This window comes from Mycobacterium sp. SMC-16 (genome assembly GCF_046250085.1).
GTDB lineage: Bacteria > Actinomycetota > Actinomycetes > Mycobacteriales > Mycobacteriaceae > Mycobacterium > Mycobacterium phocaicum.
The window spans coordinates 5,319,273-5,334,184 of sequence record NZ_CP176427.1 but is presented as its reverse complement, the minus strand read 5'-3'; the positions used below and the strand labels follow the sequence as shown (position 1 = coordinate 5,334,184).

Sequence of the window (14,912 nt, the reverse complement as noted above, 5' to 3'; positions counted from 1 at the left end):
ATAGATGACGCGGTCGCAGATCCATTCGGCCACGCTCACCGTCCCGACGTTCGATCACGATCGAGCCGAGGCCGCGGTGCGCGAGTTGCTGCTCGCAGTGGGCGAGGACCCGGACCGCGACGGCCTGCGGGATACCCCGGGCCGTGTCGCCCGCGCCTTCCAGGAGATCTTCGGCGGGCTGTACACCGACCCCGATGCCGTGCTCGACACCACCTTCGACGAGGGTCACGACGAGCTGGTGCTGGTCAAGGACATCCCGATGTACTCGACGTGCGAGCACCACCTGGTGTCGTTCCACGGCGTCGCGCACGTCGGCTACATCCCGGGTGAGGACGGCCGGGTCACCGGGCTGTCCAAGATCGCCCGCCTCGTCGACCTGTACGCCAAGCGGCCCCAGGTGCAGGAGCGGCTGACGGGCCAGATCGCCGACGCCCTGATGCGCAAGCTGAACCCGCGGGGCGCCATCGTGGTGGTCGAGGCCGAGCACCTGTGCATGGCGATGCGCGGTGTCCGCAAGCCCGGCGCGGTGACCACCACCTCGGCGGTGCGTGGCCAGTTCAAGACCTGCGCGTCGTCGCGAGCCGAGGCGCTGGATCTGATCCTGCGGAAGTGAGCCCTGTCCTCACGCGCGTGATGGGCGTCGTCAACGTCACCGCCGACTCGTTCTCCGACGGCGGACGCTACCTCGACCACGACCGCGCCATCGCGCACGGCCTGACGCTGGCGGCCCAGGGGGCGCAGATCATCGACGTCGGCGGCGAATCCACCCGGCCCGGCGCGGCCCGGCTGGATCCCGAGGTCGAACGCGGCCGTGTCCTGCCGGTGATCAGAGAGCTTGTCGCACAAGGCATCACCGTCAGCGTCGACACCATGCACGCCGACGTGGCCGAGGCCGCACTGGAATACGGCGTGCACATCGTGAACGACGTGTCGGGTGGCCGGGCCGACCCGAACATGGCCCCGCTGCTGGCGGGCGCGCGGGTGCCGTGGGTGCTGATGCATTGGCGCGAGGTCGACGCCGAGCAGCCGCATCGGATACCGGAGTACGCCGACGTCGTGGCCGACGTGCGGGCCGAACTGCTCGCCGCGGTCGACGACGCCGTCGCCGCCGGGGTGGCGCCGGACAAGCTGATCATCGATCCGGGTCTGGGTTTTGCCAAGTCGGCGCAGCACAATTGGGCGCTGCTGCGTGCGCTGCCCGAGCTGGTCGCGACTGGCATCCCGGTGCTGGTCGGGGCGTCGCGCAAGCGGTTTCTCGGCACCCTGCTGGCGGATGCCGACGGCACGCCGCGGGAACCCGACGGCCGCGAGACGGCCACCGCGGTGATCTCGGCGCTGGCGGCGCAGCAGGGCGCGTGGGGAGTGCGGGTGCATGATGTGCGGGCGTCGGTGGACGCGGTGAAAGTAGTGGGGGCCTGGCATGGCTGATCGAATCGAATTGCGCGGCTTGACCGTTCGCGGTAATCACGGGGTCTTCGACCATGAGCGCGAGGACGGGCAGGACTTCGTCGTCGACATCACGGTGTGGATCGACCTGGTCGCCGCCGCGATGAGCGACGAGCTGTCGGACACGCTGGACTACGGCGCGCTGGCACAGCAGGCCGCGGACATCATCGCCGGGCCGCCGCGGAACCTGATCGAGACGGTGTCCGCCGAGATCGCCGATTCGGTGATGACCGATCAGCGCGTCCACGCCGTCGAGGTGGTGCTGCACAAACCGAGCGCGCCGATCCCGTTGACGTTCAAGGACGTTGCCGTCGTCGCGCGGCGGTCGAGGCGCGGTGGCCGTGGCTAGCGTCGTCCTTTCCATCGGCTCCAACGTGGGCGACCGGCTCGCCCACCTGCAGTCGGTGGTCTCGGGACTGCGCGGTGCGGTGCGGGCCGTCTCTCCGGTCTACGAGACCGATGCCTGGGGTGGCGTCGAGCAGGGGCCGTTCCTGAATGCCGTGCTGCTGGCCGACGATCCCGGCCTCGACGGCCCCGGCTGGCTGCGCCGGGCCCATGAGTTCGAGAACGCGGCCGACCGGGTGCGCGAACAACGTTGGGGCCCACGCACTCTCGATGTCGACATCGTCAGCTGCCACGAAGGTGACGCCGAAGTGCGCTCCGACGATCCGACCCTGACGTTGCCCCACCCGCTGGCGCATCAACGCGCCTTCGTGCTGGTGTCGTGGCTCGCTGCCGACCCCGAGGCGACGCTGACGGTCGACGGGCGGCCGGTGCCGGTCACCGAGCTGCTGGCCGCCATCGACGCCGGTGAACGCGACGGGGTGCGCCGCACCGAACTGGCGCTGGTGCCCTGATGGGACCCACCCGCAAGCGCGACCTGGCGATCGGCACGGTGCTGGCCACGGTCGTCGCCTATCTGCTGGTGATCCTGGTGTACCGCTGGTTCCCGCCGATCACGGTGTGGACGGGCTTGTCGCTGTTGGTCTTTGCCGCCGTGGAGGCGGGCTGGGCGTTCTTTTTGGGCGCCAAGATCCGCGACGGCGCCATCGGGGTGGGGGCCGGCCGCATCCATCCGCTGGCGGTCGCGCGGTCGGTCGTGGTGGCCAAGGCATCGGCCTGGGTCGGTGCGCTGGCCCTCGGCTGGTGGCTCGGCGTGCTCGGCTACGTGCTCCCGCGACGCGGCGTACTGCGGGTGGCGGCGGCCGATTTCCCGGGTGCGACGGTCGCTGCGGTGAGTGCACTGGCCCTGCTGGTGGCGGGTATGTGGTTGCAGCATTGCTGCCGCGCGCCGCTGGACCCGCCGGAGAAGTCCGACGGCGCAACCGAATAGGTAACGATCCGCCCGGACGGGGTGTCGGTCGACCTGCGAGGGGAAGGCAAAACGGTACAGTCAGCCCATGATCGATCCGACCCGGGCTGCGCGCGGCAGGCGCGCTAACCGCAGGCCGGGTTGGTTGCTGCTGACAGCGTTGCTGGTGCTCGCGATCATCGCCAGTTCGGCGCTGGTGTTCACCGATCAGGTCGAGTTGCTGAAACTCGCTGTGGTCATTGCCCTGTGGGCCGCAGTGGCGGCGGCGTTCGCCTCGTTCATCTACCGGCGCCAGGCTGATCTGGACCAGGCCCGGGCCCGCGACCTCAAGCTCGTCTACGACCTGCAGCTGGACCGTGAGATCGCGGCGCGCCGTGAATACGAACTGTCGCTGGAATCGCATCTGCGCCGTGAGCTGGCCTCCGAACTGCGTGCCCAGTCGGCCGACGAGGTCGCGGCCCTGCGGGCGGAGCTGGCCGCGTTGCGCGCCAACCTCGAGTTCTACTTCGACACCGATCTGGCGCACCGCCCGGCGCTCGAAACCGACCGCAGCGGGCAGTCCGCGCCGGTCGGCCGCGTCGTCGCCAGCCGGATCGACACCGAGGACCGGCCCGACCTGATGTCGGAGCCGAACACCGAAGAGAGCCCCATCATCGACGTGGCGGCCGAGCCGCACGTGCCGCCCGACCCGTGGGCACCGCCGCCCCCACCGCCACAGCCGCCGTTCGGCGGCGCGCACCGTCTGCCCCCGCAGCCGGCACCGTCCGACTGGCAGCCGACCCCGGCCGAAGGCCAGTGGATCCCCGCCGGGCAGCCGGGCAGCAACTGGGCGCCCGTCACACCCGAACCGGCACCGCCGCCGGCCCCGCCGGTGCCAGACCGCGGCCCCGAACCGACGATGACGCTGCCCGTCGTCCCGCCCGCCCCCGAGCCGGCGCCCGAGCCACCGCGCCGGGGTCGTCACGGGGCCCCGGCAGAGCCGCCCGTGACAGAGACGCCTGTCACATCCGGTCGCCGGCGCCGTGCCGAGCCCGACGACGAACCCGCAGGTCAGCACGTTGGCGGTCAACCGGCGGCCGAATTGCTGGCGCGGCTGCAGGCCAACACCAGCGGCGGCGGCCGTCGACGTCGCCGTGAGGACTGAGCTACGCTCTGCGGTGACCGTCCGGTACCTGCGAGGCAGGACTGGAACGTTGAGAAACCACCAAATGTGAGGTCGCTGCAATGAAGCAGCTCGACGGACTGCGTCCGGCCCGGCTCACTGTCGGAATCATTTCCGCAGGGCGGGTCGGCAGTGCGCTGGGTGTCGCGTTGGAGCGCGCCGACCACGTCGTCGTCGCGTGTAGCGCGATCTCCCATGCGTCGCGCGGCCGTGCCGAGCGCCGGCTGCCCGACACCCAGGTGTTGCCCGCCCACGACGTCGCCGCCAAGGCCGAACTGTTGCTGCTGGCGGTGCCGGACGCCGAGCTGACGTCCGTCGTCGCCGGCCTGGCGGCCACCGGATCGGTCCGCCCCGGCACCATCGTCGTGCACACCTCGGGCGCCAACGGCATCGCGGTGCTGGCCCCGCTGACCGAGCAGGGCTGTATTCCGCTGGCCATCCACCCGGCCATGACGTTCACCGGCTCGGACGAGGACATCACCCGGCTGTCGGAGACCTGTTTCGGGATCACCGCGGCCGACGACATCGGCTACGCCATCGCCCAGTCCCTCGTCCTCGAGATCGGCGGCGAACCGTTCCGGGTTCGCGAAGACGCCCGCACGCTGTATCACGCGGCCCTGGCGCACGCCGGCAATCACGTCATCACCGTCGTCCTCGACGCTGTCGAAGCCCTGCGCGACGCGCTGGCCGGCCAGGAGCTGCTCGGCCAGGAACTGGTCACGGGCGACCCCGCCGGCATCGCCGAACGCATCCTCGCGCCGCTGGCGCGGGCCTCTCTGGAGAACGCGCTGCAGCGCGGGCAGAGTGCGCTGACGGGTCCGGTCGCCCGTGGCGACGGTGCCGCTGTCGCGGCCCACCTGCGGGCCATGGACGAAGTGAATCCTGAACTGGCGCAGGCATATCGGGCCATGTCGCTGCGCACCGCACAACGGGCGCATGCTCCGAACGAAGTTTTCGCCGTGTTGAACGACTCAGGGAGAGCGCAGTGACCGATCGCAGGCCGCCGAAGTTCACCGCCGGCGAGCTCAACCTCTACACCCGTCCGACCGACGTGTCGGATGTGTCGCGGGTGTTGCGCGCCACGGGGCGCCGCGTGATGCTCGTGCCGACCATGGGTGCGCTGCACGAGGGTCACCTGGAGCTGGTGCGCTCCGCCAAGAAGGTGCCCGGCGCCGTCGTGGTGGTGTCGATCTTCGTCAACCCCTTGCAGTTCGGGGCGGGGGAGGACCTGGACGCCTACCCGCGCACGCTGGACTCCGACGTGGACTTGCTGCGCGGCGAGGACGTCGACATCGTGTTCGCGCCGAGTGCCGCCGACATGTACCCGGGCGGCCAACGGACGACGGTCATGCCGGGCCCGCTGGGCGCGGAGTTGGAGGGCGGCTCGCGCCCGACGCACTTCGCCGGGATGCTGACCGTGGTGCTCAAGCTGCTGAACATCGTGCGCCCCGACCGCGCGTTCTTCGGCGAAAAGGATTATCAGCAGCTGGTTCTGGTGCGCCAGATGGTCGACGACCTCGATCTCGATGTCCGCATCCAGGCGGTGCCGATCGTGCGCGAGAACGACGGCCTGGCCATGTCGTCGCGCAACCGCTACCTCGATGCCGAACAGCGCGAGCAGGCCGGGGCGTTGTCCGCGGCGCTGCTCGCCGGCAAATACTCCGCGTCGCACGGCGCGGCCGCCGCACTCGATGCGGCCCGGGCGGTCCTCGACGAGGTACCCGCCATCGACGTCGACTATCTGGAAGTCCGGGACCCCTGGCTGGGTCCGGCACCGGCCTCGGGCCCGGCCCGCATGCTGGTGGTGGGCCGGCTCGGCACGACCAGATTGTTGGACAACATCGCCATCGATATCGGTGCATCCGCAGGGATCGACGGTCACCCCAATGTGGGGTCTGCCTTCGGCAATGACGGGGCCCAGGACGGCAACCACGAATTACCTTGGAGGAATTGATGTTTCGCACCATGCTGAAGTCCAAGATCCACCGGGCCACGGTTACCCAGGCGGACCTGCACTACGTGGGTTCGGTGACCATCGACGCCGATCTGATGGACGCCGCTGACATTCTCGAAGGTGAACAGGTCACCATCGTGGACATCGACAACGGCAACCGGCTGGTCACCTACGCCATCACCGGTGAGCGCGGTACCGGCATCATCGGGATCAACGGTGCCGCAGCGCATCTCATCCACCCGGGTGACCTGGTGATCCTCATCGCCTACGCCACCATGGACGACGCCGAGGCCCGCACGTACCAGCCGAACGTCATCTTCGTCGACGCGCAGAACCGGCAGATCGACTTCTCGCACGACGCCGCGCACGTCCCGGACGGTGTCGACGGCCTGCTGTCGCCGCGGTAACGCCGGTGCTGCTGGCAATCGACGTCCGCAACACCCACACCATCGTCGGGTTGATCTCCGGCTCCGGAGATCACGCAAAAGTGGTGCAGAACTGGCGGATTCGCACCGAGTCGGAGGTGACGGCCGACGAGCTCGCGCTGACCATCGACGGGCTCATCGGTGATGACGCCGAAAACCTGCTCGGCGCAACGGGTCTGTCGACGGTGCCGTCGGTGTTGCACGAAATCCGGGTGATGCTGGACCAGTACTGGCCGAAGGTGCCGCACGTGCTGATCGAACCAGGTGTGCGCACCGGCATCCCGCTGCTGGTCGACAACCCGAAAGAGGTCGGGGCCGACCGCATCGTCAATTGCCTTGCCGCGTACCACAAGTACGGCACCGCGGCCATCGTCGTCGACTTCGGGTCGTCGATCTGCGTCGACGTCGTCTCGGCCAAGGGCGAGTTCCTCGGCGGGGCCATCGCGCCCGGTGTGCAGGTGTCCTCGGACGCCGCGGCGGCGCGTTCGGCGGCGCTGCGCCGCGTCGAGCTGACCCGGCCCCGGTCGGTGATCGGCAAGAACACCGTCGAGTGCATGCAGGCCGGTGCGGTGTTCGGTTTCGCCGCCCTGGTGGACGGTCTGGTGAACCGGGTGCGTGAAGACGTCGACGGCTTCGACGGTCACAATGTCACCGTCGTCGCCACCGGGCACACCGCGCAACTGGTGCTGCCCGATCTGCGGACCGTGCAGCACTACGACAAGAACCTCACCCTCGACGGCCTCCGGCTGGTCTTCGAGCGCAACCAGCGCAACTCCCGCCGCGGCTAGAAAAAGGTCCGGACCAGCTCGACCACCCGGTGGCCGGCGTCGAGCACCGGGATCAACTGCCATTTGTCGAACACCGTGCACGGGTGCGAGATCCCGAACTCGAGCCAATCGCCGACGGCCAGGCTCTCGTCCGCCGGTGCCAGCCGCAGGTAGGCGTGCTGGTCGTTGAGCTTCTCGACGCGGCTGTCGGGCCGCCCGTACGGCACGGGGAGGTCCTGGTCGAACGACACGTCCCGGCGGCCCATGCCCACGATGGCGAGATCGGGCTCGGGCCGCGACAGCACCTGCGCCCACACGCTCAGCGCTGGTTCCAGGTGGCCCTCGCCGGCGCGGCCCAGCGGTGTCGTGCGGGCGTACAGACCGTCGTCGTGCGTCAGATAGCAGCCGCTGCGCACCACGGTGCGCACCGACATGCCCTCGGGCCAGCCGGTCAGGATGTCGGCGACCAGATCGAAGTAGGTGCTGCCGCCGGCCGTCGCCAGGATCTCGTCGGTCTCGAACAACGGACGCAGCCGGATGACGGCGGCGCGCATCGTCTGCAGGTACCCGGTCACTGCCGCCACGGCCGTTTCGGTGATCTCGTGGCCCGTGGCCGCTTCGTATCCGGCCACGCCGACCAGCCGCAGCCGGTCCGACGCCACCACCGCCCGCGCCACCGCGTCGACGGTGTCGGCGTCGCGGCAGCCGGTGCGGCCCCCGGCCTGCCCGACCTCGACACACACGTCCACCTGTCGGCGCCGGCCCGTCAGCGCGGACGTCATGAGCTGCACCCCGCGTACCGAGTCCACCCAACAGGTCAGCTCGAAGTCGGGGTTGGCGTCCAGCTCGGCGGCCAGCCAGCGCAGCCCGGTGACGTCGACCAGTTCGTTGGCCAGGATGATCCGGCGGACCCCGAAGGCCCGGAACACCCGGACCTGGCTGATGGTGGCGGCCGTGACGGCGACCGCCCCGGCGCCCAGCTGGCGGGCCAGCAGCTGCGGAGACATATGGGTCTTGCCGTGCGGTGCCAGCTGCACGCCCCGGCGGCGGCACCAGCGCGCCATGGTGACCATGTTGTGTACCAGCGGCTGGGTGCGCAGCGTGGCGACCGGTGAAACGGCACCGTCGGCGAACAGGCTGGGCCGTCGGCGGCACACCTGGGCCGGGGTCTGGCCCCACCAGGAGGACGGCAGGCCCTTGTATTTCCAGTCGATCGGTTCGTGGTCCAGCGCGTCGACGGCGGACTGCTCCAAACTGGTGGCCATGGGCTTCATTTAAGCTGGCATTTCGTGAGCGAAGCCGACAGCCCCGACATTCCCGAGCAGTTCCGCATCCGCCAGGCCAAGCGTGAGCGGCTGCTCGCCGAGGGGCGCGATCCGTATCCGGTCGAGGTCCCGCGTACCCACACCCTCGCCGAGCTGAGGGCGGCGTACCCGGAGCTCGTCGCGGACACCGCCACCGGCGATATCGTCGGCGTGGCGGGGCGCGTCGTGTTCGCCCGGAACTCGGGGAAGCTGTGCTTCGCCACGCTGCAGGAGGGCGACGGTACCCAGCTGCAGGCCATGCTGAGCCTCGACAAGGTCGGCAAGGAATCGCTGGACGCCTGGAAGGCCGACGTCGACCTGGGCGACATCGTGTTCGTCGAGGGCGAGGTCATCAGTTCCCGTCGCGGCGAATTATCTGTGCTTGCCCAGAACTGGCAAATTGTGTCGAAGGCCCTGCGACCGCTTCCCGTCGCGCACAAGGAATTGAATGAAGAGACCCGGGTTCGGCAGCGTTACGTCGACCTGATCGTGCGTCCGGAAGCCCGCAATGTGGCCCGGCAGCGCATTGCGGTGGTGCGTGCTTTGCGTTCGGCACTGGAGCGGCGCGGTTTTCTCGAAGTCGAGACGCCGATGCTCCAGACCCTGCCCGGTGGTGCGGCGGCGCGCCCATTCATCACCCATTCCAACGCGCTCGATGCGGATCTGTATCTGCGCATCGCGCCGGAGTTGTTCCTGAAGCGCTGCCTGGTCGGTGGCTTTGAGAAGGTTTTTGAGCTCAATCGGAACTTTCGCAACGAGGGCGCCGATTCCACGCATTCCCCGGAATTTGCGATGTTGGAGACATATCAGGCCTACGGCACATATGACGATTCCGCGATTGTGACGCGTGAGCTTATTCAGGAGGTTGCCGACGAGGCCATTGGTACCCGAATGGTGCCGCTGCCCGACGGCTCCACCTATGACCTCGATGGTGAATGGGCGACCATCGAAATGTATCCGTCGTTGTCGCAAGCCCTTGGCGAGGAGATCACGCCCGAGACCTCGGTCGAGTACCTGTGGAAGGTGGCCGAGCGACTCGGCGCCGAGATTCCCAGGGACCGTGGATACGGACACGGGAAATTGATCGAGGAACTGTGGGAGCACACCGTCGGTGATCACCTTTGGGCGCCGACCTTCGTGAGGGATTTCCCGGTGGAGACCACTCCGCTGACCCGGGCCCACCGCAGTATTCCGGGTGTTACAGAGAAATGGGATCTGTATGTCCGGAAGTTCGAGCTGGCGACCGGATATTCGGAGTTGATCGATCCGGTGATTCAACGGGCACGTTTCGAGGACCAGGCTCGTGCCGCTGCCGCCGGTGACGACGAGGCAATGCGACTCGATGAGGATTTCCTTATCGCATTGGAGTATGCGATGCCGCCGACCACCGGAACAGGAATGGGACTCGACCGCTTGCTGATGGCGTTGACGGGGTTGACGATTAGGGACACGGTTTTGTTCCCGATTGTGCGCCGTCAGGCCGACTGAACAGTGCCCTAACCACGGACTTGTTGAAGGAATTGCGGTCCTATGCCAGCATTGTTGTGGCAGAGTCGTTTCTGCGTGTTTAACAAGGCAGAAGGGTTAGTGTGGGCCGATGGCAAAGAAAGTGACTGTCACGCTCGTCGACGATTTCGACGGTGAAGGCGCGGCGGATGAGACGGTCGAATTTGCTCTCGACGGGGTGAACTACGAGATCGACCTCACCACGAAGAACGCCACCAAGCTCCGTAATGATTTGAAGAAATGGGTCGAGGCCGGCCGTCGTGTCGGCGGTCGTCGTCGCGGCCGGGCCAGCGCCGGTTCGACGGGGCGCGGCCGCGCGTCCATCGATCGCGAGCAGAGCGCTGCGATCCGGGAATGGGCCCGCCGCAACGGCCACAATGTGTCCAGCCGCGGTCGCATTCCCGCCGAGATCATCGACGCGTTCCACGCCGCGACCTGAATCCTCCGGGCAACATAATCAGGGATTGCCTGTTCGCTTTCGGCGTAGCCCGGTCGAGTTGATTCGGGAAACGTTTCGTAGCCGCAGCGCGTTGGCCTTTTCGCAGCGCTGAGTGGCCTTGCGAGCTAGGGGATACCGCAGGGCACGCATGGTCGCCGCCCATTAGAGTGGACGGTAGGCGCACAGCGTTGCGACGTGCGCTACGAGGGAGAGCAGGTAACCACCGATGTTTGAGAGATTCACCGACCGGGCCCGTCGGGTCGTCGTCCTGGCTCAAGAAGAAGCCCGGATGCTCAACCACAATTACATCGGCACCGAGCACATCCTGCTTGGCCTCATTCATGAGGGCGAGGGCGTAGCCGCCAAGTCGCTGGAATCGCTGGGCATCTCGCTGGAGGGCGTGCGCAGCCAGGTCGAAGAGATCATCGGCCAGGGTCAGCAGGCCCCGTCCGGCCACATTCCGTTCACGCCGCGTGCCAAGAAGGTGCTCGAGCTGTCGCTGCGCGAGGCGCTGCAGCTCGGACACAACTACATCGGCACCGAGCACATTCTGCTCGGCCTGATCCGTGAGGGCGAAGGCGTCGCCGCTCAGGTGCTCGTGAAGCTGGGCGCCGAGCTGACCCGTGTGCGTCAGCAGGTCATCCAGCTGCTCTCGGGCTACCAGGGCAAGGAGACCGCCGAAGCCGGCACCGGTGGCCGCGGTGGCGAGACGGGCAACCCGTCGACGTCGCTCGTGCTGGACCAGTTCGGCCGCAACCTCACGGCCGCCGCCGCCGAGGGCAAGCTCGATCCGGTCATCGGCCGCGAGAAGGAAATCGAGCGGGTCATGCAGGTGCTGAGCCGCCGCACCAAGAACAACCCGGTGCTGATCGGTGAGCCCGGTGTCGGTAAGACCGCGGTCGTCGAGGGCCTGGCCCAGGCCATCGTGCACGGCGAGGTCCCCGAGACGCTCAAGGACAAGCAGCTCTACACGCTGGACCTGGGTTCGCTGGTCGCCGGCAGCCGCTACCGCGGTGACTTCGAAGAGCGTCTGAAGAAGGTGCTCAAGGAGATCAACACCCGCGGCGACATCATCCTGTTCATCGACGAGCTGCACACGCTCGTCGGTGCGGGTGCCGCCGAGGGCGCCATCGACGCAGCCAGCATCCTGAAGCCGAAGCTGGCCCGTGGCGAGCTGCAGACCATCGGTGCGACCACCCTCGACGAGTACCGCAAGTACATCGAGAAGGACGCCGCACTCGAGCGCCGGTTCCAGCCGGTGCAGGTGGGCGAGCCGACCGTCGAGCACACCATCGAGATCCTCAAGGGTCTGCGCGACCGCTACGAGGCGCACCACCGCGTCTCGATCACCGACGGTGCGCTGGTGGCCGCTGCCACTCTGGCCGACCGGTACATCAACGACCGGTTCCTGCCGGACAAGGCCATCGACCTGATCGACGAGGCCGGTGCCCGCATGCGCATCCGCCGGATGACCGCTCCGCCAGACCTGCGCGAGTTCGACGAGAAGATCGCCGACGCCCGCCGGGAGAAGGAATCGGCCATCGACGCGCAGGACTTCGAGAAGGCAGCCCGGCTGCGCGACTCGGAGAAGACGCTGGTCGCCCAGCGCGCCGAGCGCGAGAAGCAGTGGCGTTCGGGTGACCTCGACGTGGTCGCCGAGGTCGACGACGAGCAGATCGCCGAGGTCCTGGGCAACTGGACCGGTATCCCGGTCTTCAAGCTGACCGAGGCCGAGACCACGCGTCTGCTGCGCATGGAAGACGAGCTGCACAAGCGGATCATCGGCCAGGTCGACGCCGTCAAGGCGGTCTCGAAGGCCATCCGGCGTACCCGCGCCGGCCTGAAGGACCCGAAGCGTCCGTCGGGCTCGTTCATCTTCGCCGGCCCGTCCGGTGTCGGTAAGACCGAGCTGTCGAAGGCGCTCGCCGAGTTCCTGTTCGGGGACGACGACGCGCTCATCCAGATCGACATGGGCGAGTTCCACGATCGCTTCACCGCGTCGCGGCTGTTCGGTGCCCCTCCGGGCTATGTCGGCTACGAAGAGGGCGGCCAGCTCACCGAGAAGGTGCGCCGCAAGCCGTTCAGCGTCGTGCTGTTCGATGAGATCGAGAAGGCCCACCAGGAGATCTACAACAGCCTCCTGCAGGTCCTCGAAGACGGCCGCCTGACCGATGGTCAGGGTCGCACCGTCGACTTCAAGAACACCGTGCTGATCTTCACCTCGAACCTCGGTACGAGCGACATCAGCAAGGCGGTTGGCCTCGGCTTCACCCAGGGTGGCGGCGAGAACAACTACGAGCGGATGAAGCTCAAGGTGCACGACGAGCTGAAGAAGCACTTCCGCCCGGAGTTCCTGAACCGTATCGACGACATCATCGTGTTCCACCAGCTGACGCAGGACGAGATCATCCAGATGGTCGACCTGATGATCGGCCGGGTGTCCAAGCAGCTCAAGGCCAAGGACATGGAGATGGAGCTGACCGACAAGGCCAAGGCACTGCTGGCCAAGCGCGGCTTCGATCCGGTTCTGGGTGCCCGCCCGCTGCGTCGGACCATCCAGCGCGAGATCGAGGACCAGCTCTCCGAGAAGATTCTCTTCGAAGAGGTCGGCCCCGGTCAGCTGGTCACCGTGGACGTCGAGAACTGGGACGGCGAGAGCAACAACACCGAAGATGCGGTGTTCACCTTCGCCGGCCGTCGCAAGGAATCGGCCGACCTGGCCGAGGCCGCTGCGACTGCCTCGGAGTAAATACGCCGTAACCGATCGCGAAAAATGCCCTTCCCCGAACATCGGGGGAGGGTATTTTTCGTGGGGCGTGTATGTTCATCCCGTACGACGGTGCATGGAAGCCGGTGAGAATCCGGCACGGTTGCGCCACTGTGAGCCCTCTGCGGCGAGTCAGATCTTTCGCCGTCGTGCAGAACCGAACAATGTAGGGGCGCGTGACCCCGTAGGAGGTTTGACCATGACGAGTATCGCGGTTTCCAAGCCGGGCGTATCGACGAAGGCGCTTTCGGCGACCCGGGTGGCAGTGCTGCTCGGTGTGACCATTTTCTTGGCGATGCTGGCGTACTACCTCGTCGGTATCGATGAGGGCATGATGTCGATGTTCGGCAAGACCGTCGTGGTCCACGAGTGGGTGCACGACTCGCGGCACTTCCTCGGTTTCCCCTGCCACTGATCCACGGGACTTCTTGTGGAAATCCGCGTCATCGGGCGCGGAGCCCTCGCCGGTCTGATCGCCGGCATTCTGGGGTTCCTGTTTGCCTGGATTTTTGCTGAACCCACCATCGACAAGGCCATCGACTACGAATCCGGCCGCATGAACGTCCTCTCGACGGTGCATACGGCCATGGGTCATCCGGTCGAGCCGGACGGGCCGGAGCTGTTCAGCCGGTCCATCCAGTCGGGTATCGGTGCGGCCACCGGCATCATCGCGTTCTCCGTGGCGATGGGTGCGCTGGTGGCGGTCGCGTATCTGGTGCTGCACGGCCGGTTCGGCGTGCGGCCCAAGGTGCTGGGCTGGACGGTCGCCGGTTTCGGCTTCCTGGGTGTGTACCTGCTGCCGTTCGTGAAATACCCGTCGAACCCGCCCGCGGTCGGCCACGAATTCACCATGGAGGCCCGCGGTTTCCTGTACCTGGGGATGGTGTGGGGGTCGCTGACCCTGTTGGGTCTCGCGGTGTTCGCCGCGCGCAAGCTGTCCGCGAAGGTCGGCTGGGCGCGTGCCGTCGGAATCTCGGTGCTCGGCTTCTTCGTGCTGTACGGCGGTCTGCTGGCGGCGCTGCCGTCGCTGGGTGATCTGGCCGCCAACGTCGAGCACTCGGGCGAGTTCGGCTTCGCGCGCGCCGCAACCGAGACGCCCCAGCCGATCATCAACACATTCGATACGCCGGTCACGGTCGACGGCAAGGTCTATGCCCCCGGGCAGTTGATCTTCCCCGGGTTCGACGCCGATCTGCTGTGGAAGTTCCGGTGGTACTCGCTGATCGACCAGGCGTTGATCTGGACGGTCATCGGGCTGGTGTTCGGCGGGCTCGTCGAGCGCTACCTCGGTGGCACCAGGAAGACCGCACCGGCGCAGGACGTGGCAGCCGCTCTCTGACGATTGCGGTTGCCGCGCACTACAGTTCGAGGCATACCGACACAGAAAGGCGGCAGCATGCTGGTTGTCACGACGAATGACCTGCCCGGGTGGGAGATTCAGCGGGTCTGCGGTGAGGTGTTCGGCCTCACCGTCCGGTCCCGGAACGCCTTCGCGCAGATGGGTGCCGGCTTCAAGGCGATGTTCGGCGGCGAGCTGCAGGGCATGACCAAGAACCTCGCCGAGAGCCGCAACGAAGCCATGGGCCGGCTCCTTCAGGAATGTCACGCCCGCGGCGGCAATGCCATCATCGGCATGCGGTTCGACACCACCGAGATCGGCGACGTGTGGACCGAAATCTGCGCGTATGGCACTGCGGTACAAGCGGTTCCGGTCACCGACGCCGCCCGCTACACCGCCCAGCAGCTGGGCTACGGCGGCGGCCCGGGCCAGGCCGGCCCGGTTGGGCCCGGCGGTCCCGGTCCGACAGGGTAGCCTCCACGGCGCAGCTG

At 67.5% G+C, this 14,912-nt stretch carries 17 protein-coding genes and 1 riboswitch; of the genes, 16 read left to right on the top strand and 1 reads right to left on the bottom strand.

Going from position 1 to position 14,912, the window contains the following annotated elements:
* The first annotated feature begins 4 nt into the window (after positions 1–4).
* The 10 genes from folE (at position 5) to ACJEIK_RS25995 (ending at position 7,087) form a co-directional block, all read left to right on the top strand.
* A complete protein-coding gene (gene folE / locus ACJEIK_RS26040; protein WP_061002675.1) occupies positions 5–613 on the top strand; it encodes a GTP cyclohydrolase I FolE in 609 nt (202 codons plus the stop codon).
* Positions 614–633: 20 nt separating this feature from the next.
* Positions 634–1,428: a dihydropteroate synthase gene (gene folP, locus ACJEIK_RS26035; RefSeq protein WP_409431762.1), complete on the top strand. Its 795-nt coding sequence runs from the start codon at positions 634–636 to the stop codon at positions 1,426–1,428.
* Complete coding sequence (gene folB, locus ACJEIK_RS26030) at positions 1,421–1,795, top strand: dihydroneopterin aldolase (protein ID WP_061002671.1); 375 nt, start codon at positions 1,421–1,423, stop codon at positions 1,793–1,795. Before folP ends, folB begins: the two co-directional genes overlap by 8 nt.
* Complete coding sequence (folK, locus tag ACJEIK_RS26025) at positions 1,788–2,303, top strand: 2-amino-4-hydroxy-6-hydroxymethyldihydropteridine diphosphokinase (RefSeq protein ID WP_409430507.1); 516 nt, start codon at positions 1,788–1,790, stop codon at positions 2,301–2,303. The genes folB and folK overlap by 8 nt, the downstream gene beginning before the upstream one ends.
* Positions 2,303–2,779, top strand: a complete 477-nt coding sequence (locus ACJEIK_RS26020; RefSeq protein ID WP_409430506.1) for a DUF3180 domain-containing protein — start codon at positions 2,303–2,305, stop codon at positions 2,777–2,779. The genes folK and ACJEIK_RS26020 overlap by 1 nt, the downstream gene beginning before the upstream one ends.
* 67 nt (positions 2,780–2,846) lie before the next feature.
* Entirely contained in the window at positions 2,847–3,902 is a 1,056-nt protein-coding gene (locus ACJEIK_RS26015; protein WP_409430505.1) for a DUF6779 domain-containing protein, read from the top strand.
* Positions 3,903–3,982: 80 nt separating this feature from the next.
* Positions 3,983–4,909 (top strand): Rossmann-like and DUF2520 domain-containing protein, encoded by a 927-nt coding sequence (locus ACJEIK_RS26010; protein WP_409430504.1) that lies wholly within the window; start codon positions 3,983–3,985, stop codon positions 4,907–4,909.
* Positions 4,906–5,874: a pantoate--beta-alanine ligase gene (gene panC / locus ACJEIK_RS26005; protein WP_409430503.1), complete on the top strand. Its 969-nt coding sequence runs from the start codon at positions 4,906–4,908 to the stop codon at positions 5,872–5,874. Before ACJEIK_RS26010 ends, panC begins: the two co-directional genes overlap by 4 nt.
* Positions 5,874–6,281 (top strand): aspartate 1-decarboxylase, encoded by a 408-nt coding sequence (gene panD, locus ACJEIK_RS26000; protein ID WP_020100918.1) that lies wholly within the window; start codon positions 5,874–5,876, stop codon positions 6,279–6,281. Before panC ends, panD begins: the two co-directional genes overlap by 1 nt.
* A 5-nt stretch (positions 6,282–6,286) precedes the next feature.
* On the top strand, positions 6,287–7,087 hold the full coding sequence (locus tag ACJEIK_RS25995; protein ID WP_409430502.1) for a type III pantothenate kinase: 801 nt from the start codon (positions 6,287–6,289) through the stop codon (positions 7,085–7,087).
* Here ACJEIK_RS25995 and ACJEIK_RS25990 read toward each other — a convergent pair.
* Entirely contained in the window at positions 7,084–8,331 is a 1,248-nt protein-coding gene (locus ACJEIK_RS25990) for an alanine racemase (RefSeq protein ID WP_409430501.1), read from the bottom strand. The genes ACJEIK_RS25995 and ACJEIK_RS25990 overlap by 4 nt on opposite strands.
* A gap of 24 nt (positions 8,332–8,355) precedes the next feature.
* On the opposite strand from ACJEIK_RS25990, the gene lysS reads away from it, so the two are divergent.
* From lysS to ACJEIK_RS25960, 6 genes are all read left to right on the top strand, one after another.
* Positions 8,356–9,858: a lysine--tRNA ligase gene (gene lysS / locus ACJEIK_RS25985; RefSeq protein ID WP_073694472.1), complete on the top strand. Its 1,503-nt coding sequence runs from the start codon at positions 8,356–8,358 to the stop codon at positions 9,856–9,858.
* Positions 9,859–9,967: 109 nt separating this feature from the next.
* On the top strand, positions 9,968–10,315 hold the full coding sequence (lsr2, locus tag ACJEIK_RS25980) for a histone-like nucleoid-structuring protein Lsr2 (protein ID WP_073694473.1): 348 nt from the start codon (positions 9,968–9,970) through the stop codon (positions 10,313–10,315).
* Positions 10,316–10,541: 226 nt separating this feature from the next.
* Positions 10,542–13,064, top strand: coding sequence for an ATP-dependent protease ATP-binding subunit ClpC (clpC1, locus tag ACJEIK_RS25975; protein WP_409430500.1), 2,523 nt, complete (start codon positions 10,542–10,544; stop codon positions 13,062–13,064).
* Positions 13,065–13,133: 69 nt separating this feature from the next.
* A riboswitch (adenosylcobalamin (AdoCbl) riboswitch) is annotated at positions 13,134–13,280 on the top strand.
* Between the two features lies 1 nt (position 13,281).
* Complete coding sequence (locus ACJEIK_RS25970) at positions 13,282–13,497, top strand: CbtB-domain containing protein (RefSeq protein WP_020100912.1); 216 nt, start codon at positions 13,282–13,284, stop codon at positions 13,495–13,497.
* Positions 13,498–13,512: 15 nt separating this feature from the next.
* A complete protein-coding gene (locus tag ACJEIK_RS25965; protein ID WP_409430499.1) occupies positions 13,513–14,421 on the top strand; it encodes a CbtA family protein in 909 nt (302 codons plus the stop codon).
* Positions 14,422–14,478: 57 nt separating this feature from the next.
* Positions 14,479–14,895, top strand: a complete 417-nt coding sequence (locus tag ACJEIK_RS25960) for a YbjQ family protein (protein ID WP_409430498.1) — start codon at positions 14,479–14,481, stop codon at positions 14,893–14,895.
* Positions 14,896–14,912 lie beyond the last annotated feature (17 nt).